The organism is Streptomyces sp. NPDC058773 (genome assembly GCF_042746015.1).
In the GTDB taxonomy this organism is placed as follows: domain Bacteria; phylum Actinomycetota; class Actinomycetes; order Streptomycetales; family Streptomycetaceae; genus Streptomyces.
In genome coordinates this window covers 129,165-151,838 of record NZ_JBHYPE010000003.1, presented here as the reverse complement: position 1 = coordinate 151,838, position 22,674 = coordinate 129,165, and the positions used below count along the sequence as shown (strand labels likewise).

The following is a 22,674-nucleotide window of genomic DNA, read 5'->3' as shown; positions in this document are numbered from 1 at the left end:
CCCGCAAACCGCGCCAGCAATCACTGGCACAATGGGAGCGTAGGGCAGCCGCGTACCGAGCGGTAGGGGGCGGGCGGTGGGAAGTTACCGCCGGTCGTATCCCGGCCCCGCGTCACACCCCCGGCATAGGCTGAACCCGTGGCAGCGAACGAGAACCCCCAGGACGCACGGACGGAGCCCGCAGGCCCCCGCTCCCCGCGCGAATTCCGCATGGCCGACCTGGCCAGGGAAGCCGGCATCACGGTCCGTACGCTGCGCTTCTACCGCGAGCGCAAGCTCATCCCGCCACCGCGCCGGGAGGGCCGCATCGCCTGGTACAACGAGCACCATCTCGCCCGGCTGCGCACCATAGGCGGCCTCCTGGAGCGCGGCCACACCCTCGGCGGCATCGCCGAACTCCTCGCGGCCTTCGACACCGGCCGCGACATGGGCCAGCTCCTCGGCCTGGAGAACCCCCTGGTCCCCTCCTGGTCCGAGGAGACGCCCGTCCGTCTGACCCCCGAGGACCTCGCCGACCACTTCAGCAAGGACATCACCGCCGAGAACCTCAGCGCGTCCCTGGACATCGGCTATCTCGCCGTCGACGGCGACGCGTTCGTGCACACCAGCCGCCGCCTCCTGGACGCGTCCACCGAACTCGTCAACCGCGGCATCCCGCTGGCCGCCGTCCTCGAAGCCGGCCGCCAGGTACGCGCCCACGCCGACGCCCTCGCCGACCTCTTCACCGACCTCATCCGCACCCACCTCCTCTCCGACGTCCTCAGCCGCCTGTCCAGCTGCGAGGACGCCGGACCCGGGGACGCCGGCCGCATCAGCGAGACCATCGAGCAGCTCCGCCCCCTCACCAAGGGCGTGGTCGAGGCCGAGCTGTCGATGGCCATGGACCGCCGCGTCCGGGCCGAGGTGGCGAAGTGGCTGCACACCGAGCGGCCGGAGGAGAGCTGACCGCGAACCGCCCGGCGGCTCAGCAACGCCACGGCCGGTGGCGCGCCCGGTGGTCGCGCAGCCGCTGCCGGGCGAGGTCCCGGTCGGCCGGCGCCTCCTCGGACGCCACGAGCTGCTCGGCATAGATGCGCACCAGCTCGGTCCGTACGAAGTGCCCCTGGGCGTGCTCCTCGACGAGGTGCGCGTCGCTCAGTTCGGCGAGGTGGCGCAGGGTGCGGTCGGGTTCCCGGCCGGCCAGCGCCGCGGCGGCGGGCACATCCACGTCCCGGCCCGGGTGCAGCCCGAGCAGGCGGAACAGCCGGGCGGCCCCGCTCGACAGCGCGCGGTAGCTGAGATAGAGACAGGCCTCCACCGCCAGATCGGCGTCATGGGCGGACAGTTCGTACAACCGGCGCCGCTCGTCGGCCAGCTTCCCCGTCCAGCACGCCAGCGACCAGTCGGGGTGCGCCATCAGCCGGGCGGTGGCGATCCGCAGCGCCAGCGGCAGCCGGTCGCACCGCTCGATGAGCTCCCGGGCGGCGGCCCGGTCCGCCGCGACGCGCGCCACGCCCAGCGCGTTGCCCAGCAGCTGGAAGGCGTCCTCCATGGCGAACGGCCCGACCGTGACCAGCGCCGCCCCGTCGCGGACCACCAGCCCGCTCAGCCGCCGCCGGCTGGTCACCACGGCCAGACAGCCCGGCGTCGCGGGCAGCAGCGGGCGCACCTGCTCCGCGGTGCCGGCGTTGTCCAGCAGCACGAGCATCCGCCGGCCGGCGAGCAGCGAACGGTACAGCGCCGAACGCTCCGTCAGGGAGTCGGGCATCGCCGCCTCCGGCACCCCCAGCGCCCGCAGGAACATGCCCAGCACGGTGACCGGCCGCATCGGGGGACGCTCGAACCCGCGCAGGTCGGCGAAGAGCTGCCCGTCGGGGAACTCGGCGGTGTGCGCGTGCGCCCAGTGCACCGCCAGCGTGGTCTTGCCGGTCCCGCCCGCGCCCGCGAGCACCACGCAGTCCGGCCGCGGAAACCGGTCCAGCTTCTGGTCCAGCGCGACGATCTCCCGCACCCGTCCGCAGAAGTCGGCTATGCGGGGCGGGAGTTGGGCGATGGAGGGGGGCAGGGGCGCGGGACTTCCGGGGGCGTACGGGGCGGGGCCGGAGCCGTACGGCGCGGCGGGACCGGGGCCGGAGCCGGAGCCGTACGGCGCGGCGGGGCCGGAGCCGGAGCCGGAGCCGTACGGCGCGGTGGGGCCGGAGCCGGAGCCGTACGGCGCGGTGGGGCCGGGATCGGGCCCAGGGCCGGACCGGACGCGGGGATCAGCAGCCCTGCCGCGGCCGGGAGTTGGGGCGCGACCGGGACCGGGACCGGCCGGCGGACGCCCGGTGAACGGCCTGCCGAGTACGGGCCTCCCACTGAGCACCGCCATATAGGCGTCACTCAGAGCCGGCCCGGGATCGATGCCCAACTGGTCCTTCAGATGGCGCCTGGTGCGGTGGTAGTGGTCGAGGGCCTCGGCCTGTCTGCCGCTCGCCTGCAGCGCGCGCATCAGGAGCGCGGTCAGCTCCTCGTGCAGCGGCTGCTCCGCCAGCCAGGCGGTCAGCTCCGTGATCAACTCCCCGTAGCGGCCCAGCATCAGCAGCTTGTCACCGAGCTCCTGCAGCGCCGCCACCCGCGCCTGGGTCAGGCCCACGCCCAGCGTCCGCCGCACCCGCTCCCCCGGCACATCCGCCAGCGCCTCACCCCGCCACAGCCCCAGCGCCTGGCGCAGTTTGGCGACGGCGGTGCGCGGCTCGTCCTCGTGAGCATTGGAGACGAGGTACCGGAACCGGTTGACGTCCACCGCGCACGGATCGGTGAGCAGCGCGTACCCCTGCCCCCGGGTGGCGATCTCGGCGTGACCGACCAACAGCCGTCGCAGGCGGTGCACATGGTTGTGGACCACGCCTCTCGCTCTGGCCGGCGGGTCCGCGTCCCAGGCCAGGTCGATCATTCTGCTCACCGTGATCACCTGATTGACCTCGCTGATCAGAATCGCGGCCACGGTGCGCAAGCGGCCGGTTCCCAAACTCAGCAGTCGCCCATTGTTCACTTCGATTTCAACTGGCCCTAGTAGCCGCAACTGAACCATTGTGCCCTCGAGTCCACTCCGCCGTGGAACGCACGGCAAACCGCCCCTTTTTCCAGGAAGACCACCGAAAGGAACGCCAGGTTCCGTTTTCTCTTCCACTCTCAGTATGTGGACACCTCAAGGGAATTGACGAAAAGTCAATAAAAGCGGCGGACTGTCGGCGGACTCCATGATCACGACGTGAGCGGATCATGAGCCGACCTGCGCATCATCGTTTCCGCACCGGCGCAGTGGCACTCCCCAGCGGCTGCCCGGGCCGCCTCTCCGTCTCCGCCCACCCGCATCGGGGACGGGGAGGACTGCCACCCCCTACACATGAGGAGCATCATGTCCAAGAAGAACCTGGTGAAGAAGAGCCTCGCCACGGTCACCCTGTGCGCGGCGCTCACCGGCACCGCGCTCGCCTTCCCGGCGACCGCGTCGGCCGCGCCGGCGGCGCCCGCCGCGGCGGCGGGCGAGTCCCCCGTGAGCGTCGGCGCCAACGCCAACCTCAACATGAACGTTGACGTCCTCGGCATCGCCAACAAGATCGAGGCGTCGATCAAGACCGCCCAGAACCGCGAGGGCTTCGTCAAGAGCTTCATGGAGTCGGCGTTCTACGCGGCCGGCGGCAAGTACAACGTCATGGTCCACAACCTGAGCCAGCCGTACGAGGACCACTTCAACGGTGTGCAGTCCTTCGGCACCGCCACCTACGACGGTGTCGTCTACGGCATCTGGGTCTTCGAGGACGGCGAGTTCACGAACCAGGGCGACGGCGGCTACATCAACTGGGCCTTCCGCGGCGTCTTCGACCGCCCGGACAACGGCGGCTACGTGAAGTTCTCCCGCGTCTCCTGACGCACGGGCCGCACCACCGGCCCCACTCCCCGCATGACGGCCTGCCGGATTACCCGGCGGGCCGTTTCGCGTGCCACGCGGCCCGGTGGCGCCCCCCGTCCGGCGACGGCGGGCACACCGGCCGACGGGGCTTCCCGCCGCGGGCTACGGCCCGAACACCACCGCCACCGGCGCATGGTCCGACCACCGCTGGTCATAGCTGGCCGCCCGCTCCACGGACGCCTTCACCGCGCGGGCGGCGAGGCCGGGGGTGGCCATGGCGTAGTCGATGCGCCATCCCATTAATCGGGAGGCACAACTAGCCCCGATTGCTAGAGGATCACTGCCATGACCAGCAAGAACACCGCCCGCGCTGCCGGGCTGCGCGCACTCGTCGCCATACGCCTGAGCGTGAAGACGGACGAGACCACATCCCCGAAGCGGCAGCGGGAAGCGGGGGACGCTGCGGCGGAACGTATCGGCGCTGAGCTGGTCGGGTACGCGGAAGACCTGGACGTGTCGGCCAGCAAGACCACACCGTTCGAGCGGCCGGAACTGGGTGACTGGCTGTCCCGCCCCGACGACTACGACGTGATCATTTGGTGGCGGCTTGACCGGGCCGTCCGCTCCATGGCTGACATGGCCGACCTTGCCCGCTGGGCGAAGCAGCACGGCAAGCGGCTCATCTTCGCTGAGGGACCGTGCGGGGCCTCCCTGGAACTGGACATGACTTCGATCATGTCGGAGCTGATCATCATGCTTCTGGCGTTCGCTGCCCAGATGGAGGCTCAGGCCATCAAGGAGCGCGTGACGGGCGCGAATGCCGCACTGCGGGCCGTAGGCCGGTACGCGGGCGGACTGCCGCCGTACGGCTACAAGCCCGTTCCGCGCGGCGACGGAGAAGGGTGGACGCTGGCCCCGGACCCGGATCGCGTAGAGGCCATAGAGACCATGATTCGGATGCTGCTGGACGGCCACGCCCCGAACGCCATTGCCGCGCATCTGAACGACAACGAGATCATGACGCCCCGAGACTGGAACGACGCCCGGCAGGGACGGGCCCCGAAGGGCCGGAAGTGGGTAGGTCAGACCGTCAAGCGTGCGCTGCTGTCCCCGTCGTTGCTCGGTCACCAGGTTCACGGCGGGGTGACCGTCCGGGACCGCAACGGCGTGCCGGTGATGATCACGGATGAGCCGATACTCACCCGCGAGGAGCGTGCCCGGATCGTTGCGGCACTGGACAAGCGGGCCGGGGGCGCGAAGGGCGACCGGAAGGACACGGGCGCAATGCTGCTCGGCGTCCTGCACTGCGCCGGATGCCAGGGCCGCATGTACCGCGTTCCCGCCCACGACTACGCCGTCTACGTGTGCCGGGCCCGCACCAGGGGGCGAACGTGCGACGCTCCGGCGGCCATCAAGACCGAGTGGGCAGAGGAGTACGCGGAAAGGAAGTTCCTCAAAGCTTGGGGAGACTTCCCCGTGATGGAGCAGGTCACACACCCGGGCTACGACCCCGGCCCGGAACTCGAAGAGATCGAAGCGGAGTTGCGGAACCTGTACGCGACCAAGGACAGCCGGCGCTCACGTGTGGGCCTTGCTGTGTGGCAAGAGCAGGTGGATGCCCTGGAGCGCCGCGCGGAAGCCCTGGAAGCCATGCCGGTACAGGAGGAACGAACGGAGCTGATACCGACCGGGAAGACGTACGCCGATTACTGGCACGAGGGTGACGACCAGGACAAGCGGCTTCTGCTGATCGACACCCGCGTACGGATGGAGTGCACGAAGGGACAGCGAGGCGGACGCCCGCAGGACATGAAACGCCGCGCGCTGGAACGGCTCTCGATCGACGTGCCGGGCACGGTACGCCCCGAGAGGCATGACGCGGCGTAGGCCCGTCTGAGCGCCACTCACGGCCCGTTGCTGGACCTTGCTCCGGTGGCGGCCGCCCGCGTGCCTGTGACCACCAACGCACCAAGGGCGGGTGACGAACCGCAGCGGCGGTTGCTTCTGGCGCATGGCCTTTGACCAGGGGAAAGTGACGAAGTGACGATTCTGACCCACTTCCCGGTATCCCTATAAGAACTCTATAGGGATACCGGGAACCGGCCCCGTTCCGTCACTTCGTCACCGCCAGGGGTACGACCGACGCCAGGGTGGGGTACACCCCCCTCGCTGCCCATCGGGGGACCGCAGAGGTATAGCAGCTCTGTGGCGTTACGGGTTTGAAGGTCGCCAAGGCCCCGGAAGCTGATGCAGAAAAACTGCATCTCCGACCTACTTCCTTGGGAGATCCACATAGAAAGATCTCCAAGATGCAGTTTTTCTGCATCGCTGAGCGCCAGGGCGGGGTGTTCGGTCGCGCCGGGTGACGTTGGGAGTACGTCTCAGAATCGATGGTTTGTGAGACACCCTGGCCGACACCCCCAGAGCCCCGAAAATGCGTTCAAAACCCGTCTCAAAAACCCCTCCAGCCTCTTGAGGTTGTGAGACGAGTTATGAGACGGCCTCATCATGAACACGAACACCGGACACCTCATCGGCTACGCCCGCGTCAGCACTGACGACCAGGAGGCGCAGCTCCAGCACGACGCGCTGACTGAGGCGGGCTGCACCCGGATCTTCACGGACAAGGCCAGCGGGAAGAACACGGACCGCCCGGAGCTTGCCGCCGTACTGGACTACCTGCGCCCCGGCGACACGCTGTGCATGTGGAAGCTGGACCGCTTCGCCCGCTCGCTGATCGACCTGGTGACCACGGTGGACGCCCTTGCAGAGCGCGGGATCGGGTTCAAGGTACTGACGGGCGCGCTGGCGAGCATCGACCCGCACACCCCGGACGGCCGCCTCATGCTCCAGGTGGTCGGCGCCATGGCGGAGTTCGAGCGGTCCCTGATCAAGGACCGGACTCGCGCCGGGCTGGAGGCCGCCAAAGCGCAGGGGCGTACGGGTGGACGGCCGACTGTGATGGACGCTGACAAGCTCGCTGCCGCCAAGGCGCGCCGGGCCAAGGGCGAGGGCGTCACGGCCATTGCCAAGGCGCTGGGCGTGAGCCGTGCGACGCTCTACCGGGCGCTTGCCGACACGGAGTAGCCCGGCACACACCGGAGACCGCCTACCCGGCCGGGTCGGCGGTCTTTCGCTATCTGCGCGAACGAGGGCCAGGCGGTTGATCTGGGGGGAGGCACCGGGCGTGACGCGCTCAGTGTTACGCGTAGGCCATGACCAGGAGGGTTCCCGTGCTTTGTCCTTCTGGGGGAGGAATGATCTCGGCTTTGATGCCCGAGAATCCGGCAGACGCCAGAAGGGCCGTCCATTCATCTGCCGAGTGGTCCCACCTGGTTACCGCCTTGGCCTCCCTCAGAGTGCCTACCGGCTTCATGCCCTCGGCTGGAGGCTTGTGGGAGAAGGCCAGCACACCGCCAGGCGACATCCTCTTGTGGATCAGAGGGAGGAGCTGTTCAGGGTCCGTGAACCAGACAGGCCCGAAGATCGACAGAACCACGTCGAAGGGGCCTTCCGTGCGGGTCACGTAGTCCGTCACCTCAGCCGTGTGGAAAGTGAGCCCAGGGAGGTGCCCCCATCGAGCTACGGCCTTCCTGTACTGACTCGGTGCGATATCGACCCCGGTACAGGAGGCCCCGAGGGTGGACAGGTGGGCCAGGTTGCAGCCTGTACCACAGCCCAGTTCCAGAACGGTACGGCCCTGGAGATCTCCAAGGATCGATTCATCAGGGCCGTGGTCCGGGTACTGAGTCCAGTTCAACCACGTGCGGGCGCCAGCGGCGTTGACCTCGCGGCGTGGGGTCCGTCCCTGTGCGTACCGCTCCCAGGCTTCCACGGCCTCCATGCTGCTCCCTTCCGATAGGGGCAACTCCCCCCAAGAGTGAGGGGAGTTGCCACGGTCCGCGCTATCTCACTTCTTGCCGCTGTTGGGGCTGTCGTGGCACCCGGCGTGGCACTGGGAGCAGTCGACTCCCTGGGCGGCCCACAGCTCCTGGTCGATGGCGAAGCCGGAGTCCCGGATGGCCTGGATGGTGCCCTTCAAGACGTGCGGCTGCTCCTCCCCCTCTTCCGGGAGGTGCGGGATGTGGTGAATGTAGTGTCCCGCGTGCTGGACGCAGAACGCCATGTAGTTGACCGTGTCGAGCACGAACGTGTGGACGCCCAGGTCCACGGCCTGAGCCGGCCCCATGCGGACCTCAGGGCGTTCGGCGGAGGTCACCAGATAGGCGACGGCCTGGCCGAAGATGCGTTCCGCGAGGTCACGCTCCATGACGTGATCCCGCATGATGAGTCGGACTTCCCGCTCCCAGACCTGGGAGGAGACACAGTTCCGGGGGTTACGGACCTCTACTGCTGTAGCCATCACGGCCCTTTCACTCGGTCGTGCTCGGGTGATGGAACCCGCCCCGGCCACTCGATCTGGCCAGGGTGACCAGGGCGGGGATCTCAGGAGTGCACGCGTCGGTACAGAGCGGCCAAGCCGCGCGCCTGGCGGTTGTGCCTGGCCAGGGCTTTGAGCTGGATGAGGTCCCGCTCTGTGGCGGCTCGTACGGACACAGCGCGTGTCTGCCAGCTGAGGCCAGAGGGGCGCATCAGGGTCAGCATGGGTCCATGGCATGCGTGAACGACGCCGACCATCTGACTGCCGTTGTCGAACACGGCCGTACCGGGCTCCCACACAGTTCCCTGTCTCATCCCGTCCGCCTTTCGCTGGTGTCTGCATCTAGTCAACGGCGACAGAGACCGGGGAACTTGCACACCACTTGCACACGGCAGGCTCAGGCGTGAAGGAACCTACTGCGGGTACTTGCTGGGCTTGCGAGGATGGCTCCAGCGGTTGTCTCCATGGGTAGGGCTGATCACATGAGCAAGACCACCGAACTGCCACCGGGCGCGAACCTGGCTGCGCTCCGGAAGGAACGTGGGCTCACTCAGGGCCAGCTAGCGCGGCTGGCCAGTGTCAGCGTCTCCCTGCTGTCCAAGATCGAAGTAGGGGACCGCACCCTCACGCCTGCGGTTGCTGCCGCTGTGGGCAAGCCGATGGGCCTGAGCATGGCTGAGGTACTGGGCAAAGCCTCTGTGGCCAGGAACGAGGAAGGACGCCTGTCGGCCCTGCGGTCGGCCGTCCGGGACTATGACCTACCGGCACGCCGGGAAGTCCAGGAAGACGCTCTCACGGCGTCTCTGGACGCCGCTGGACAGCACAGGGACGCGGCAGAGGTAGACCGGCTCCTGGCCATGCTCCCTGGCCTGCTGAGGGACGCTACGACGCACGCGCACACGGCCAACACGGTAGAGAGCTGGATGGCCCTGTCCGAGGTTTACAGCAGCGTCTATTGGCTGGCCGCCCGGCACCGATGGATGGACATGGCGGAGCTTGCCGTGACTCGCCAGAGGTGGGCCGTCGAGCAGAAAAAGAACCCTCTGGGCGTGGCGATTGCGGCCAGGGACCGGGCAGGGGCCTACCTGAACGGCGGAGACTTTGAGGGCGGCCTCATGGTGGTGGACCGGGCGATCAGCCAGGCTCAGGCCAGCCTGTCGGGCCAAGAGAGGGCCTTTGCCGTAGGACTCCTCAACCTGCGAGGGATGACCCTTGCCGGACGCTTCAAGGACAAGAAGGAAGGCAAGAAGGAAGCGGAGCGGCATATCAAGTCGGCTTGGGAAGCCGCTGAATGGTTCGACCGGGACTGGAACCGGCACAGCATGATCTTTGGGCCCCAGAACACGACCACACACGTTCTGGCTACTCGGCTGGACCTGGGGCGGCCACGTGAGGCTCTGAGGGTGGCAGAGAGCCTGGATGCGGCTTTGGAAGGCTTGCCCGCTACCCGTGTGGCTCCCTCGCACATGAATCTGGCCAGGGCCCGGCTCGATGTCGGGGACCGTGACGGAGCTCTGGAGAGCCTGTCCGATGCGTGGGAGGCGGCTCCCCAGATGGCCCGCATCCATCCCATGGCACGGGAGGTGTTCCGTGTGCTGTCGTCCCTGCACCGCAGGAGCAACCCAGAGCTACTGCGGCTCTCGAAGCTGTCGGGAATCAAGGTCTGAGGGTTGGGGCGGCAGACTGTCTGACCTGCGAAGACAGTCTGCCCCCATGCGACCGGCTACACGTCGAAGACGGCCGTCACGGGCGCGTGGTCGGACCACCGCTGGTCATAGCTGGCGGGCCGCTCCACGTACCCCTTGACCGCCTTCGTTGCCAGGCCAGGCGAACTGACAATAAGGTCGATGCGCCAGCCCGCGTCGTTGTCGAAGGCGCGGCCCCGGTACGACCACCACGAGTACGGGCCCGCGGTGTCCGGGTGCAGGGCGCGCACCACGTCCACGTAGCCGCCGCGGGTCTCGTCCAGGACGTCGGTCAGCCAGGCGCGCTCCTCCGGGAGGAAACCGGACTTCTTCTGGTTGGCCTTCCAGTTCTTCAGGTCGGCCTCCTGGTGCGCGATGTTCCAGTCGCCGCACACCACGACCTCGCGGCCGTCCGCAGCGGACCGCTTGCGCAGCTCGACGAGGTACGGCAGGAACTCCGCCATGAAGCGTTCCTTCTCGTCCTGCCGCTCCGTGCCGACCTCACCGGAGGGCAGATAGAGGCTGGCGACGGTCAGACCGGGCAGATCCGCCTCGACATAGCGGCCGCTGGTGTCGAATTCCGCCGAGCCGAAGCCGACCTGGACGCGGTCCGGCTCCCGCCGGGTGCAGAGCGAGACACCGGCCCGGCCCTTGGCGGCCGCCGGGGCGTGCACGGTGTGCCAGCCGGCGGGCTCGCGCACCTCGTCCGGGAGCTGGGCGGTCTCGGCCCGTACCTCCTGCAGGCACAGCACATCGGCCGCGGTCTCCGCCAGCCACGGGACGAAGCCCTTCTTGGCCGCGGCGCGCAGCCCGTTCACATTCACCGAGGTCACTGTGTACACGACGCTCTCCCAACCCTTTCCCGGCCGCCCTGTTTCTTCCCGGGCCGAAGGAAGGCTCCCATACGGGGCGGACCGGCACGGCAACGCCCTCACCGTCAGGGGGTGGCACCACCGGGCCGCGGCGCCCTCAGGAAATTCCGGCCGTGACGAACTCGCCGGTAATTCCCGGTGCGCCGGCGAAAAACACGGCCAGGGCCACGGTAATTCCCGCTGCGGGAAGCCCGTACCTGCATTGATTCCCCCTTGTTGATGCCCCTCCGAGACCTTGATGAGCCCACTCGACACGGCAGGGGCATGCCACTGAATTCCTGCTCGGTGACCATGAGACCACCCAGCCCGAAGCCCGCCCGACCCCGCATTCTCGCGCCGGGCATCCTCCACCCGTACGCTTTCCGGAATGGAGATACGCCCCGCCCGCTATGACCACCCCGACGCGGTCTCGCTCGACGAACTGGTCCAGCAGGAGTACGTCCGGCGCTACGGCGACGGCGACATCACCCCGCTGGCGCCGGAGATGTTCGCCCCGCCCCACGGCACGTATCTGATCGCCTACGACGGCGGCCGCCCCGTGGCCACCGGCGGGTGGCGGCGACAAGAGGACGCGGCGGAGGGGTACCGGGCCGGCGACGCCGAGATCAAGCGGATGTTCGTGGTCCCGGAGGCCCGCGGACGGGGGCTGGCCCGGCGCATCCTGGCCGCCCTGGAGGCCGACGCGCGGGCCGCCGGGTGCTCCCGCATGGTGCTGGAGACCGGGATCAAGCAGCCCGAGGCGCTGGAGCTGTATGCCTCGTCCGGCTATGCACCGGTCGAGAAGTTCGGCCTGTACCGGACCTACGACGACAGCCGCTGCATGGCGAAGCCGCTGACGGCGGAACGACGCCACTGACGGCGGAGCACCGAGACGGCCGGGGGCCTCCCCCTCACGGGCGGGCCCCCGCCACGCTTCCCCTCCCCCCTCCCCGCCGCACCCCGCCCCTCTTGTTGACAGGCGTCCGGGCCGCTCCCCATACTCATTCCACTAATCAACTAGCTAAAGGGGGGATCCGGGTGAGCGACCCGAGCCCATGGGCCATCGAGGCCGAAGGCCTGGGGAAGCAGTACGGCCGCGGCTGGGCACTGCGGGACTGCTCGTTCCGGCTTCCCGCCGGCCACATCTGCGCCCTCGTCGGCCCCAACGGCGCCGGCAAGAGCACGTTCCTGGGCACCGCGACCCGGCTGGTGCAGCCGACCACCGGCACGCTGAAGCTGTTCGGCGTCCCGGTCACCGACCCGGAGGTACTGACCCGGTTCGCTTTCCTCGCCCAGGACAAGCCCCTCTACCCCCGCTTCACCGTGGCGGACACCCTGCGGCTGGGCCGGGAGCTCAACCCGCGCTGGGACCAGGCCCTGGCCGAGCGGATCGTCCGCTCCGGGAACGTGCCGCTCGGCGCCCGCGTCGGCACCCTCTCCGGCGGGCAGCGCACCCGCGTCGCCTTCGCCCTCGCCTTCGGCAAGCGGCCCGAGCTGCTGCTGCTCGACGAGCCGATGTCCGACCTCGACCCGCTCGCCCGGCACGAGCTGTCGGGGCTGCTGATGGCCGAGGCCGCCGAACACGGCACGACCGTCCTGATGTCGTCCCACATGCTCTCCGAGATGGAGGTGATGTGTGACTATCTCCTCGTCCTCGCCGAGGGCCGGCTGCGGATGGCCGGCCGGACCGAGGAACTGATCCCCGCACACCTGCTCGTGACGGGCGTCGCCGAAGGGGACGACGGGGTGCCCGAGGAGCTGCGCCGGCAGCACACCGTGGTCGAATCCCGCATCAGCGGGCGGCAGTTCAGCGCCCTGGTGCGCACCGGCGGCCCGCTCTCCGACAGCTGGGAGGTGCTCTCGCCGAGCATGGAGGAGGTCCTGCTGGCCTACCTCCGCTCGCCCGACGCCCCCGCCCTGATCGCGGACGAGGCCCGTATCGGCCGAACGCGGACGGCCGCGGCATGAGCCGGACCAGCACCCCCGGCCGCACCGCCACGGACACCGGCGGCGCGGGCGCGGCGACCGGTCCGGACGCCCCCGCGGCGGCCACCCCCCGCCGCGGCCCGCTGCGCGGCCTGCCCTGGCTGGTGTGGCGCCGGCACCGCGCCCTGCTGCTCACCGCCCTGCTGCTCACCGTCGTCGGCTGCGCCACCTTCGCCTACCAGCGCGCCGGCGTCCTGGACTTCCTGCACACCCAGGGCACCCCGACCGACACCGAGAGCCCGCTGTCCACCTCGTTCCAGAGCACGTTCAGCACGATGTTCGGCAGCGACACCGTCTTGCTCCAACTGCTGCCGTTCGCGGCCGGAATCTTCCTCGGCGCACCGCTGATCGCGGGCGAGCAGGAGCACGGCACCGCCAAGCTGGTCCTCACCCAGTCGGTGAGCCGGGGCCGCTGGCTCACCGCTGCCCTCGGCCTGCCGCTGGCCGTCGTGGTGCTGTGCGCCACCCTGCTGTCGGCCGCCTTCTCCTGGCTGTGGGCGCCGGCACACGGCCTGGTCATGAACGGCAACTGGCTGGAGAGCGGCCCCTTCGACACCACCGGCCCGGTCCCGGTCGCCAAGACCCTGTTCCTGACCCTCTGCGGTATCGCGATCGGCATGCTGTTCAAGCGGGTGGTGCCGGCGATGGCGGCGACCACGGCGTTCTCACTGGTCGCCGCGGTGCTCTGGGCCGATCTGGTCCGTCCACGGCTCGGCACGCTGCACAGCATCAAGTACCCGTACGGCTCCGGCGGGAGGGACCTGCCGTTCGACGCCGCGCGGGTGAACGACTGGATGGTCACCACCTACGGCCGGCCCACCGGTGTGACCGAGTATTTCGAGTACGGACAGATGGCGGGGATGCAGTGGCGGGGCGCGGGAATTCTGCTGGCGGCGTCGGCCGTGGTGCTGGCGTTCGTCGTATGGCGCACCCACCGGCGGCCGCTCTGAACGGCCGGCCGCCCGGCGGGCCGTACAGGAGGCCGGCCCCGGGTGCCTGCCGTACGGGGTTCGCCCCGGGCGGCGCTTTGACACCCGGCACGGCCGGCCCGATCATCAATCGGTCGGGCAGCCCCCACCCGGCCCCATATGGGACGGCACGGGCGAAAGCAGCAGAGAGGTGGTGAGCGTCGTCGAGTTCCGGATCGACCGCCGCAGCGGTGTCGCCACCTACCTCCAGATCGTCCAACAGGTCCAGCAGGCACTGCGGTTGGGCGTCCTGGTGGAGGGCGACCGGCTGCCGACCGCCGCCCAGGTGGCCGCGACGACCAAGGTCAACCCCAATACGACCCTCAAGGCCTACCGCGAACTGGAACGCGAAGGCCTGGTCGAGCCGCGCCCCGGCCTCGGCACCTTCGTCAGCCGCACGCTCGCCCGCCCCGAGTCCGCCGCGGACACCCTGCTCCGCGCGGACCTCGGCGCCTGGGTGGACCGGGCCCACGCGGAGGGCCTGGACCGGGAGGACGTCCAGGCCCTGATGACCTCGGTACTCCAGGACCGGTACCCGGACGACTGAGCCGGCGGACGGGCCCCGGCAGACGGCTGAGCCGCCGGACGCCCCCGGTCGCCGGCCTCCCCGAGCACCTACGGGCGGGAGGGGCGCCCACTTCGGCGCCCCTCCCGCCCGCCGCTCCCGTCCCCGCTTGACCCTCACGCCACGTCAGGCTCCACGCTGAAGCACCACGGCACGGCCCCGGCCACCACCGGCGATCTCACCGCCGGAAGACGGGCGGGCCGACCGGACATGACGGGACGAAAGGCGCTGCGATGAGCTACTCGGTCGGGCAGGTCTCCGGCTTCACGGGGATCACGGTGCGGACCCTGCACCACTACGACAAGGCCGGGCTGCTCTCCCCCGGTGACCGCAGCCCCGCCGGCTACCGCCTCTACAGCGACGCCGACCTCGCCCGCCTCCAGCAGATCCTCTTCTACCGGGAACTCGGCTTCCCCCTCGACGAGATCGCCACCATCCTGGAAGACCCCCAGGCCAACGCGCTCGACCACCTCCGCGCCCGACACCGCCTCCTCAACGACCAGATCGCCAAGCTGCAACGCCTGGTCGAGGTCGCCGAACACGCCATGGAGGTCCAGCAGACCGGTGTGGAGCTGACCCCCGAGGAGCGGTTCGAGGTCTTCGGCGAGGTGACCTTCGACCTCACCTACGCCACCGAGGCCCACCTCAAGTGGCAACACCGCGAGGGCCATCAGCGCTCGATGGCACGGGCCGCCGCGCACTCCAAGGAGGACTGGGCGACGATCATGGCTGAAGCCGCCGACTGGCGCCATCGCCTCCTCGCCACCTTCGACACCGGGGAGCCGGCCGACGGCACCCCCGCCATGGACCTCGCCGAGGAGCACCGTCGGCACCTCACCCGCTGGTTCACCCCGTGCCCCACCGACATGCACGGCCGGATCGCCGACGACTTCGCCGCCGACCCCCGCGCCTTCGCCCTCCTCGTCCCGCCCACCGAACAACGCCCCGGCCTCGCCCCGTACCTGCGCACCGCCGTACACGCCAACGCCGTCCGGCAGGCTCCCGCCCACGGCGGCTGAGACGCCGCACGAGGACTCACCGGCCGTACACCACACCTGGGCCCCGAACGCGGTCCGCCGCCCCGGCCGACCACACCCCGAGAAGCAAGAAGGCTGACGAAGGCTGACCACCCATGCCAAAAATCCTCATCACGGCCGCCGGCTCCTACGGCGACATCGCCCCGTACACCGGAGTGGGCGCCCGGCTCCGTGCCGCCGGCCACGAGGTCGCGCTCGCCACCCACGACAGCCACGCCGGGCTCGTACGGGCCGCCGGCCTGGAGTTCCGCCGGCTGCCGGCCGACCCCCGCGCGCGCCGCGCCGCGCCCGCGCCCGCCGACGGGCAGGACCGGCCCGGACGCCCCGACGGCAAACGCGACCTCATGCGCCAGGCCGCCGCCTTCCTCAGGGAACTGGCCGGCGGTATCGCCGACGCCGCCCCCGAGGACACCGACCTCCTCCTGCTCTCCACCACGACCGCGCCCCTCGGCCACCACCTCGCCGAGGCCCTGGACATCCCGTTCCTGGACCTGCCCCTGGTGCCCGGCGCCCCCACCGGCGACTTCGCCCCGGTGGTCAGCGGCGGCCGCTCACTGGGCCGCTGGGGCAACCGCGCCGCCGGCCGGCTCTCCCTCCGCATCATCGACCGCCTCCACGCCGACGCCTCCCGCGACCTCCGGGCCCGCCTCGGCCTGCCGCCCGCCACGCCCCGTACGGTCCGCCGGCGCACCGAGGCCGCCGCCCGTCCGGTCCTGCACGGCTTCAGCGAGGCCCTGGTGCCCCGCCCCACCGACTGGCGCCCCGGCCTCGACGTCGTGGGGAACTGGTGGCCCTGGCACGCACCGGACGCCCAACTCCCGCCCGCCGTCGAGGACTTCCTGGCCGCCGGCCCGCCCCCGGTCTTCATCGGCTTCGGCAGTATGGCGGGCGGCGAGGGCGAGCGCCTGAGCGCTCTCGCGGCAGCCGCCCTGCGCCGCGCCGGGGTCCGCGGCATCCTCCAGTCCGGCTGGGCCGGCCTGTCCGCGGGGGACACCTCCGCGGACGCCGGCCTCCTCACCGTCGGCGAGATCCCGCACGCCCTCCTCTTCCCCCGGATGGCCGCGGTGGTGCACCACTGCGGCGCCGGCACCGCCGCCGCGGGCGTACGCGCCAAAGTCCCCACCGTCCCGGTCCCGGTCACCGCCGACCAGCCCTTCTGGGCCGCCCGCCTGGCCACCCTCGGCGTCGCCACCGCCCCCATCCCCTTCAAGGAACTGACCGGGGACGACGGCACCGCCCGCCTCACCCACGCCCTCACCCAGGCCACCACGACCCCGGCCCACCGCGACCGCGCCCACGCCGCCGCCCACCGCCTCACCACCGAGGACGGCGCCGGCAAGGTCCTCACAGCGGTCGAACGCCTGACGCCGTGAGCGGCGGGGCTGCGGGCGACCGGCGACGGACGACAGACGGCGGACGACGGACAGCCAACGCGGGCCGGCAAACGCCCGACGGCACCCAGCTCCCCCGCCCCCTCACCCCACCGGCCGCCCACCCCCGCGGGGCCCGTCCGGGCGACGGCCCGCCACCCGTTCGGCGGCCCGCTGCCCCGCCCCGGGATGCGACCGCCCGCCACAAGGCGTGGGCTCGCAACTATGACAACGTTCCGCAAAAGCACCTCGCTGCGCAGAATGCTGCTGCTCGCCATAGCCCCGACGGCCACGGGCTGCGCCCTCGCCCTGGCGGCGTCCGAGGTGGCCGTGGCCGCCCCGGCCGGCAACTGGGGCCACCCCACGAAGGCCCGCCACCGCATCAGCTCGCCCTACGGCGTCCGCGGCGCCTGGCAAGCCGGCCACCACACCGGCATCGACCTCGCCGTCCGCGTCGGAACCAAGGTCCGCTCCGTGGGCTCCGGCACCGTGATCCTCGCCAAGCGGTCCGGCGCCTACGGCAAGGCCGTGACGATCCGGATGAACGACGGCCGCTACACCCTCTTCGGCCACCTCTCCCGCATCACGGTCCGCCCCGGCCAGAAGGTCCGCGCCCGCACCCACCTCGGCTACAGCGGCGCCACCGGCCGCGCCACCGGCCCCCACCTCCACTTCGAGGTACGCACCAGCCGCCGCTACGGCTCGGACATCAACCCCCTCCCCTACCTCGCCCGACACGGCATCCGTCTCACGCCCCACACCCCCACCACACGCCCCCACCGCCACCGCCACCGCCACCACTACGCACCCGCCCACGGCCACCACCGCCACCACGGCCCCCGCCCTCACCACCACCGTCGCTGACCCCCGGCCCACCCGGCCTGACCCCTGACGCCCCTTCAGCCCCACCTCCGGCGGCCCGCCCGGCTGGCCGCCGCTCCCCCGCCCTCAACACCCCCTGAAACGCCGAAATCCCGCCCGGTCATGAAGACCGTGCGGGATTTCCTGAATCACGTGGCGTACAAGGGTCCTCGCGGATCGCCACGAGCGACGAGGCGCACCGGGAACAGGCCGTTCGGAGCGACGGATGTACCCGATGGGGTCGGATCGCGCAGGGCTGCGGCCTTGTGCACGGCATTGGGCACCTGTCCCTGGTGATTCTGGCCCAGCCGGGGCGTCTGTCTCGGGACGAGTCGACGGATTGGATCGCAGCGATGGCCACCATCACCCCGAAGGACCACCTGGTCGAGCACAAATCGACCGTTCCCGCGAACAGGGATGACTCCGTCAAACTCTTCGTACGCGAGTACGACGGAACCAAGCCGAACAAGCCGCGCAAAGCCGTCCTCATGCTGCACGGCAGGAGTGTTCCGGCGCTCGCGGGCCTCGACCTGCAATACGGGAAGTACAGCTGGGCTCAGTCGCTGGCAGAAGACGGCTGCGACGTGTTCATCCTGGATCTCCAGGGATCGGGCCGCTCCCCGCGCCCGAAGATGGACGACGCCTGCAATGCCAACCCGGCCCTGCAGGAAGAGTTTCTGGTCCCCAATCCGCTGTCGGCCACCTGCTCCCCGAAGTATCCGTACCAGCTGAACAACTCGCAGAGCGACTGGGACGAGCTCGACACCGTCGTTGAGTTCATCAGGGACCGCCACGACGTTCAGAAGGTCGCGCTCGCCGGCTGGTCGGCGGCGTCGTTCCAGATGGGACCATATGCCCTGCAGCACCCCGAGAAGGTGGAGAGCCTGCTCCTTCTCGCCCCGATGTTCCCGCCCAAGGGCAGGGCGAGCAAGCCAGGTACGCGCTTCGAGGCGCCGGTTCCGCTGCCGGTGTCCACCCCGGCAGCCGTGTTCGGTTTCCCGATGAGCTTGACCAGTAAGGGCGGCTTCGAAAGCTCATGGGACAGTCAGCTGCACTGCCCCAACCAGCGGGAGGCCGACATGGTCGACGTGGTGTGGAAAGCCATCATGGAGAACGACACGGTCGGCAAGGGCTGGGGACCCAAGGAGGGCCGAGCCCCTCAGGGCGTGATGCGGTTCCGGAATTCCTTCTGGTGGGGCTGGAACTCCTCCACGGTGCCGCTGGACGGCACTCTCGGCAACACGGTGCCCGTGCTCATCATTTACGGAGCACTGGACACCACAGCGAACACCTCGCCGGACCTGGGCCAGCTCTACTTCTCGGTCCCTGCCCTGTACAAGGCCATCCCCGGCCCGAACAAACTGAATTTCCGAGTCGCCTGCGCAAGCCACCAAATGCCCTGGGAGCGCCAGTCGAAGGTCCTGCACCGGATGTCCAAGCAGTGGTTCAAGCACACCGCCGTCGACGGCCTCACCAATGGAAGCTTCGACGTGGATGAGGACGGTGTCCTCACGCCCATGGAGTAGCCACCAGGAAACTCTGACTTGCCGGGGCGGGGCGCGGGCAGCGGAGGTTCCCGGAGGACGCGACGCCCGCCGACAGCATGACCGCCCGCTGGTGGAAGATATCCGCCCGCCCCGGCTGTCGGCGGGCCGGACCGTAACAGCGCGGCGCCTGACGCCGGCCTGCCCGCTCCGGCCGGGCGCCGTACCGGGCGCCCGGCTCTGGCCGGGATCGGCGAGGACCGCACTCGCTTTGCCGCCGTCGACGCAGGCGGACAGGCTCCCCCTCTTTGCGTCCGATGAACACCCTCACGGGCGCGTGTATGTCCTATTTCGTTGCGCTTTCGTCACTATTCTGTGATGGCGCCCGCTCATCCGGAGTAGGCCAGGTACGCGAGGGAGCCGTGGTGGCTGAGCCGATTACCAAGTTTGACCCGAGTGGCAAGGCCACGATCCTCAGCTACAACGTTCCGGAGCCGACCTCCTACAGCGGACGCAACATCATCGCCCTGGATGTGGACAAACCCAAGGACTGGTTCCTCGACGCCGCGTTCAAGGCTCCAGAGCGCACACCGGCCCATACGCTGCGCCAGCTGACGGCCTCGGATGTGGCCACGATGCTCCGCACCGGAGACCTCAAGACCTTCCCCGGGATCAGGAATCCGGCCGCCACCCATGCCGGGCTGTTCGCCCCGCACAGCGCAGTAGCGGGAAGCGCGGGCGCCCTGGACACGGCCACCACCAGCGTTCTGGCCCAGGCGCTGCGCAAGGCCACGGTCGAACCGGATCTGACGCCCCTCACCGAAACTGCAGGCACGCCCGCCCCGCCTCCACCTCCGCCTAATGGTCCAGCCCTTGAGAACACCGAGAACACGCCCGGCACCACCCCCGAGGTGACGCACCTGGCCCGGGCGGTGCGCGGCTCGATTCTCTCCCAGGCCGCACTGGCCGATCACCGGGTGCGGCCGCAGATCACCGATCTCGACATCGGGCATGTCACCGAGATGCTGCAGACGGGAAAGCGGCTGAGTGTGCACCGCACCATGTGGGGGGAGTACACGCACACCTTCCTCCCCGACCCCTTCGGACCGCCCGCCGCCGATGGGACGCTGCCCGAAGGGAAGCCGCAGATCGCACTGGTGGAGACCTACCGATTGTCCAACTTCCTTGGCCAGTACGGTGCCGGCCGGACCTTGAAGACATTCACCCTGCTGCCGGGCGAGAAGACCACCATCAGCGTCAAGACGTTCATGAGGACGGAGACCACCAGCAAGTCGGCGTCCAGCGTCCTGGATTCGTTCTCCAAGGAGAGCGCCGACGACTTGCAGACCACCGTCGCGCACGAGAACTCCGACAAGGAAGCTGAGCAGAAGAGTCTGGAGTGGCACGTCGAGGCGGAGGCAGACGCCCATTGGGGGTGGGGCAACGCGAAGATCAGTGGCGGCGTCAAGGGATCCACCGCGTCCCAGCGTGAACAATTCGCCAAGGACATGAGCAACGCGGTCAACAAGCACGCGTCCAAGGCATCAGCAAAGAGGGACGTGCAGGTGAACACGTCCAACGAGGTGAAGACACAGAGCGGCGAGGAGACCTCGATCACCCGTCAGCTTGAGAACATCAATGTCGGACGGACCTTGAACTTCGTCTTCCGTCAGATGAACCAGGAGCACATCAGCATCCTTCACCTGGTCGACGTGCGCGTGGCCTTCTGGAACGGATACGGAGAGTCCACGCGCGAGGTCCCGCTGTCCGGACTCGACGGTCTGCTCGACACCTACGTCAAGCCCGAGAAGAAGAACGACCTGCGCAAAATGGTCCTCGACCAGCTCTCCACGATCTTCGACTACCAGGACAAGCTGGTCGACCCTCCCATGGTGGAAACAAAAACGATCGGCGCGAACGACACCTACCTGCGTTGGCGGAAGAAGACGTCCACTTACCAAGATGAGACCGGCAACGTCATCACGGTTCCCGGAGTCATCGTGAACGTAGACAAGATCGCCATGCGTACCGAAGGCGTCGTGGTCGATGCCCTCCTAGGCCAAGGCAACGCCCTCGACGAATACTCGCAAGGCCTGCAACTCAACGCCGTCCGCGAACGCACACTCGACAACGACCGCGAGACTTTGGGACAGAAACTCGTCACCGACAACGAGAACGCGAAAGCCAAAATTTTCAAAGACATCTTCACTCCCTCCGTTGCCCTGCCCGGCAAGATCTCGGTCTCCGCCTCGGACACCGGAGTGACCGTCGCCAGCCACGCAGGTGCCGATGGCGCCCACGCCGTCAGCGGTAGCGGCACATGAACACCCCCACGCCCGACGTGGCATTGGCACCCGCCGGAGCAGCTCTCCGGCCCACCTCCGTCGCCCCGCGGAACCAAGTCCTGTCATCCGCGACGTCCAAGTGAACACCTCTGACGAGGTCAAGACCCAAACGGGCGAGGAGACTGATGAGCACAGCCACACCGGACACCCCCCTAGGGCCCCTCGGGGCCATCCTGAACCAGAGGCCGATCAAGGGCAGGGCTGAACTCACACCAGCCCTGTCCACCCCAGAAGCCCGAAGAGAGAAGAACGGGGCCCGCATCAAAGCACTGTCGAAGAGTCAGGATGACTGCGAAGCCCTGGCGCTTCTCTTCTCCGACCAGGGCATCACCGACGACAACACAGTGCCCGGCCGCCTCAAGGAGATCCTAGCTGCCACGGAGCACTGGGCAATCCCTGGGCTTCAGACCGGTATCGCATTTTCCGATCGCCACTTCAAAGGAGACCAGAAACCTGGCGGCGAAGGTTTCCGCGATCCGTGGGAGTCGAGCAGGAATCAAGTAGGTCACTTCCTCACCGCAGTCGGCATGAGCTTCGAACCTGCCGTGGTTCGTCGGCGAGTTGGAGGAATCACCCTTCGAACACTTCTCGATGCTCCAGAAGCCATGCTCGACAGCGAGGTAGTCCGACGCCTCGTCATCGGCCACGAGAAGGCAGCGGACCCCTCATTGGGAGATGCGGCAATTGGAGCTCTGGTAGGCGCCGCCGTACCTGTAGGGATTACGGGAGGGTCACCTGTGCCGGGGATCCTGGGTGGCGCGGCCATCGCCGTGATTCGGGCATTCCGTGCACAATTCCAAGCAGTTACCCAATCCGACATCATCGCTTGGGACGCCGCCCTCGCAGCACTCGGAAACAATACGGCACTCAACCTTGGCGCCGCCGAACCCGAACTTCGGAAAATCCCAATCGTCTATGAGAACCGGGGAAACAGCATCCAGGACCTCCGCCTCAGTCTTTGCGGCTGGTATCTCGGACGGGCAATCACAGCAGGCCGGTTCGCTTCCGGAGAAGCGATCGCCACGTGGGTCCGTAAGAATCTTCACGATTGAACGCTTTTCCAAAGGACGGTGGCGTGGAAGTACGGGGCAACAACGCGTGGTGGGACCCGCCCGATCGATTCGGCCCGTGGCAAACGGAATTCAACCGATTCCGACGGTGGGCAGAGGACAGCACCTGGCAGCGCGCCCTGGCTGAGCTCCACGCCTGTCCGCGTACTCGTTGAAGTGGCCCTGGCAAGACTTCCGTGAAGCCGGGGTGTGCGACC

19 protein-coding genes and 1 pseudogene are annotated in these 22,674 nt (G+C 69.1%); 15 read left to right on the top strand and 5 right to left on the bottom strand.

Annotated features, from left to right (window positions below; genetic code table 11):
* The first annotated feature begins 138 nt into the window (after positions 1 to 138).
* Positions 139 to 945 carry a MerR family transcriptional regulator gene (locus ACFW5B_RS04055; protein ID WP_386432837.1) on the top strand — a complete coding sequence of 269 codons (807 nt, stop codon included), beginning with the start codon at positions 139 to 141 and terminating at the stop codon, positions 943 to 945.
* Positions 946 to 964: 19 nt separating this feature from the next.
* On the opposite strand, the gene ACFW5B_RS04050 is transcribed toward ACFW5B_RS04055, so the two are convergent.
* Positions 965 to 2,965 carry a BTAD domain-containing putative transcriptional regulator gene (locus tag ACFW5B_RS04050; RefSeq protein WP_386433248.1) on the bottom strand — a complete coding sequence of 667 codons (2,001 nt, stop codon included), beginning with the start codon at positions 2,963 to 2,965 and terminating at the stop codon, positions 965 to 967.
* A gap of 414 nt (positions 2,966 to 3,379) precedes the next feature.
* On the opposite strand from ACFW5B_RS04050, the gene ACFW5B_RS04045 reads away from it, so the two are divergent.
* A complete protein-coding gene (locus ACFW5B_RS04045; protein WP_386432834.1) occupies positions 3,380 to 3,892 on the top strand; it encodes a stress protein in 513 nt (170 codons plus the stop codon).
* A 144-nt stretch (positions 3,893 to 4,036) separates the two neighbouring features.
* Here ACFW5B_RS04045 and ACFW5B_RS04040 read toward each other — a convergent pair.
* A pseudogene (locus ACFW5B_RS04040) lies at positions 4,037 to 4,171 on the bottom strand (exodeoxyribonuclease III); the annotation flags it as partial.
* Between the two features lie 48 nt (positions 4,172 to 4,219).
* Here ACFW5B_RS04040 and ACFW5B_RS04035 point away from each other — a divergent pair.
* The gene (locus ACFW5B_RS04035; protein ID WP_386432831.1) at positions 4,220 to 5,761 is read left to right on the top strand and encodes a recombinase family protein; all 1,542 of its coding nucleotides are present in this window, start codon (positions 4,220 to 4,222) and stop codon (positions 5,759 to 5,761) included.
* A gap of 621 nt (positions 5,762 to 6,382) precedes the next feature.
* Entirely contained in the window at positions 6,383 to 6,961 is a 579-nt protein-coding gene (locus ACFW5B_RS04030) for a recombinase family protein (RefSeq protein WP_386432828.1), read from the top strand.
* A gap of 115 nt (positions 6,962 to 7,076) precedes the next feature.
* Here the strand turns inward: ACFW5B_RS04030 and ACFW5B_RS04025 are convergent, their stop codons facing one another.
* Positions 7,077 to 7,718: a class I SAM-dependent methyltransferase gene (locus tag ACFW5B_RS04025; protein ID WP_386432825.1), complete on the bottom strand. Its 642-nt coding sequence runs from the start codon at positions 7,716 to 7,718 to the stop codon at positions 7,077 to 7,079.
* Between the two features lie 66 nt (positions 7,719 to 7,784).
* Positions 7,785 to 8,237 carry a glycine-rich domain-containing protein gene (locus ACFW5B_RS04020; RefSeq protein WP_386432822.1) on the bottom strand — a complete coding sequence of 151 codons (453 nt, stop codon included), beginning with the start codon at positions 8,235 to 8,237 and terminating at the stop codon, positions 7,785 to 7,787.
* A gap of 500 nt (positions 8,238 to 8,737) precedes the next feature.
* Here ACFW5B_RS04020 and ACFW5B_RS04015 point away from each other — a divergent pair, with 500 nt between their 5' ends.
* Positions 8,738 to 9,922 carry a helix-turn-helix domain-containing protein gene (locus ACFW5B_RS04015; protein ID WP_386432819.1) on the top strand — a complete coding sequence of 395 codons (1,185 nt, stop codon included), beginning with the start codon at positions 8,738 to 8,740 and terminating at the stop codon, positions 9,920 to 9,922.
* 56 nt (positions 9,923 to 9,978) lie between these two features.
* Here the strand turns inward: ACFW5B_RS04015 and ACFW5B_RS04010 are convergent, their stop codons facing one another.
* On the bottom strand, positions 9,979 to 10,782 hold the full coding sequence (locus ACFW5B_RS04010; RefSeq protein WP_386432816.1) for an exodeoxyribonuclease III: 804 nt from the start codon (positions 10,780 to 10,782) through the stop codon (positions 9,979 to 9,981).
* A gap of 397 nt (positions 10,783 to 11,179) precedes the next feature.
* Between ACFW5B_RS04010 and ACFW5B_RS04005 the strand changes: the two genes are divergently transcribed.
* The 10 genes from ACFW5B_RS04005 (at position 11,180) to ACFW5B_RS03960 (ending at position 22,459) form a co-directional block, all read left to right on the top strand.
* Entirely contained in the window at positions 11,180 to 11,668 is a 489-nt protein-coding gene (locus ACFW5B_RS04005) for a GNAT family N-acetyltransferase (RefSeq protein ID WP_386432813.1), read from the top strand.
* A 161-nt stretch (positions 11,669 to 11,829) separates the two neighbouring features.
* Positions 11,830 to 12,759, top strand: coding sequence for an ABC transporter ATP-binding protein (locus ACFW5B_RS04000; protein WP_386432810.1), 930 nt, complete (start codon positions 11,830 to 11,832; stop codon positions 12,757 to 12,759).
* Positions 12,756 to 13,727 (top strand): ABC transporter permease, encoded by a 972-nt coding sequence (locus ACFW5B_RS03995; RefSeq protein ID WP_386432807.1) that lies wholly within the window; start codon positions 12,756 to 12,758, stop codon positions 13,725 to 13,727. Before ACFW5B_RS04000 ends, ACFW5B_RS03995 begins: the two co-directional genes overlap by 4 nt.
* 169 nt (positions 13,728 to 13,896) lie before the next feature.
* Complete coding sequence (locus ACFW5B_RS03990; protein ID WP_386432804.1) at positions 13,897 to 14,292, top strand: GntR family transcriptional regulator; 396 nt, start codon at positions 13,897 to 13,899, stop codon at positions 14,290 to 14,292.
* A 251-nt stretch (positions 14,293 to 14,543) separates the two neighbouring features.
* Positions 14,544 to 15,329 carry a MerR family transcriptional regulator gene (locus tag ACFW5B_RS03985; protein WP_386432801.1) on the top strand — a complete coding sequence of 262 codons (786 nt, stop codon included), beginning with the start codon at positions 14,544 to 14,546 and terminating at the stop codon, positions 15,327 to 15,329.
* Between the two features lie 113 nt (positions 15,330 to 15,442).
* Entirely contained in the window at positions 15,443 to 16,720 is a 1,278-nt protein-coding gene (locus tag ACFW5B_RS03980; protein WP_386432798.1) for a glycosyltransferase, read from the top strand.
* Positions 16,721 to 16,942: 222 nt separating this feature from the next.
* Positions 16,943 to 17,581 carry a M23 family metallopeptidase gene (locus tag ACFW5B_RS03975; protein WP_386432795.1) on the top strand — a complete coding sequence of 213 codons (639 nt, stop codon included), beginning with the start codon at positions 16,943 to 16,945 and terminating at the stop codon, positions 17,579 to 17,581.
* A 350-nt stretch (positions 17,582 to 17,931) separates the two neighbouring features.
* Complete coding sequence (locus ACFW5B_RS03970) at positions 17,932 to 19,104, top strand: alpha/beta fold hydrolase (RefSeq protein WP_386432792.1); 1,173 nt, start codon at positions 17,932 to 17,934, stop codon at positions 19,102 to 19,104.
* A 383-nt stretch (positions 19,105 to 19,487) separates the two neighbouring features.
* A complete protein-coding gene (locus ACFW5B_RS03965) occupies positions 19,488 to 21,386 on the top strand; it encodes a hypothetical protein (protein ID WP_386432789.1) in 1,899 nt (632 codons plus the stop codon).
* Between the two features lie 146 nt (positions 21,387 to 21,532).
* Positions 21,533 to 22,459, top strand: a complete 927-nt coding sequence (locus ACFW5B_RS03960; protein WP_386432786.1) for a hypothetical protein — start codon at positions 21,533 to 21,535, stop codon at positions 22,457 to 22,459.
* Positions 22,460 to 22,674: the final 215 nt, after the last annotated feature.

What these genes read in the sequence shown, in the direction of transcription:
- ACFW5B_RS03980 (WP_386432798.1), top strand. Translation starts at nt 15,443, where the DNA reads ATGCCAAAAATCCTCATCACGGCCGCCGGCTCCTACGGCGACATCGCC.
- ACFW5B_RS03960 (WP_386432786.1), top strand. Translation starts at nt 21,533, where the DNA reads ATGAGCACAGCCACACCGGACACCCCCCTAGGGCCCCTCGGGGCCATC.
- ACFW5B_RS04045 (WP_386432834.1), top strand. Translation starts at nt 3,380, where the DNA reads ATGTCCAAGAAGAACCTGGTGAAGAAGAGCCTCGCCACGGTCACCCTG.
- ACFW5B_RS03985 (WP_386432801.1), top strand. Translation starts at nt 14,544, where the DNA reads ATGAGCTACTCGGTCGGGCAGGTCTCCGGCTTCACGGGGATCACGGTG.
- ACFW5B_RS03995 (WP_386432807.1), top strand. Translation starts at nt 12,756, where the DNA reads ATGAGCCGGACCAGCACCCCCGGCCGCACCGCCACGGACACCGGCGGC.
- ACFW5B_RS03970 (WP_386432792.1), top strand. Translation starts at nt 17,932, where the DNA reads ATGGCCACCATCACCCCGAAGGACCACCTGGTCGAGCACAAATCGACC.
- ACFW5B_RS04005 (WP_386432813.1), top strand. Translation starts at nt 11,180, where the DNA reads ATGGAGATACGCCCCGCCCGCTATGACCACCCCGACGCGGTCTCGCTC.
- ACFW5B_RS04015 (WP_386432819.1), top strand. Translation starts at nt 8,738, where the DNA reads ATGAGCAAGACCACCGAACTGCCACCGGGCGCGAACCTGGCTGCGCTC.
- ACFW5B_RS04030 (WP_386432828.1), top strand. Translation starts at nt 6,383, where the DNA reads ATGAACACGAACACCGGACACCTCATCGGCTACGCCCGCGTCAGCACT.
- ACFW5B_RS04025 (WP_386432825.1), bottom strand. Translation starts at nt 7,718, where the DNA reads ATGGAGGCCGTGGAAGCCTGGGAGCGGTACGCACAGGGACGGACCCCA.
- ACFW5B_RS03975 (WP_386432795.1), top strand. Translation starts at nt 16,943, where the DNA reads ATGACAACGTTCCGCAAAAGCACCTCGCTGCGCAGAATGCTGCTGCTC.
- ACFW5B_RS04020 (WP_386432822.1), bottom strand. Translation starts at nt 8,237, where the DNA reads ATGGCTACAGCAGTAGAGGTCCGTAACCCCCGGAACTGTGTCTCCTCC.
- ACFW5B_RS04035 (WP_386432831.1), top strand. Translation starts at nt 4,220, where the DNA reads ATGACCAGCAAGAACACCGCCCGCGCTGCCGGGCTGCGCGCACTCGTC.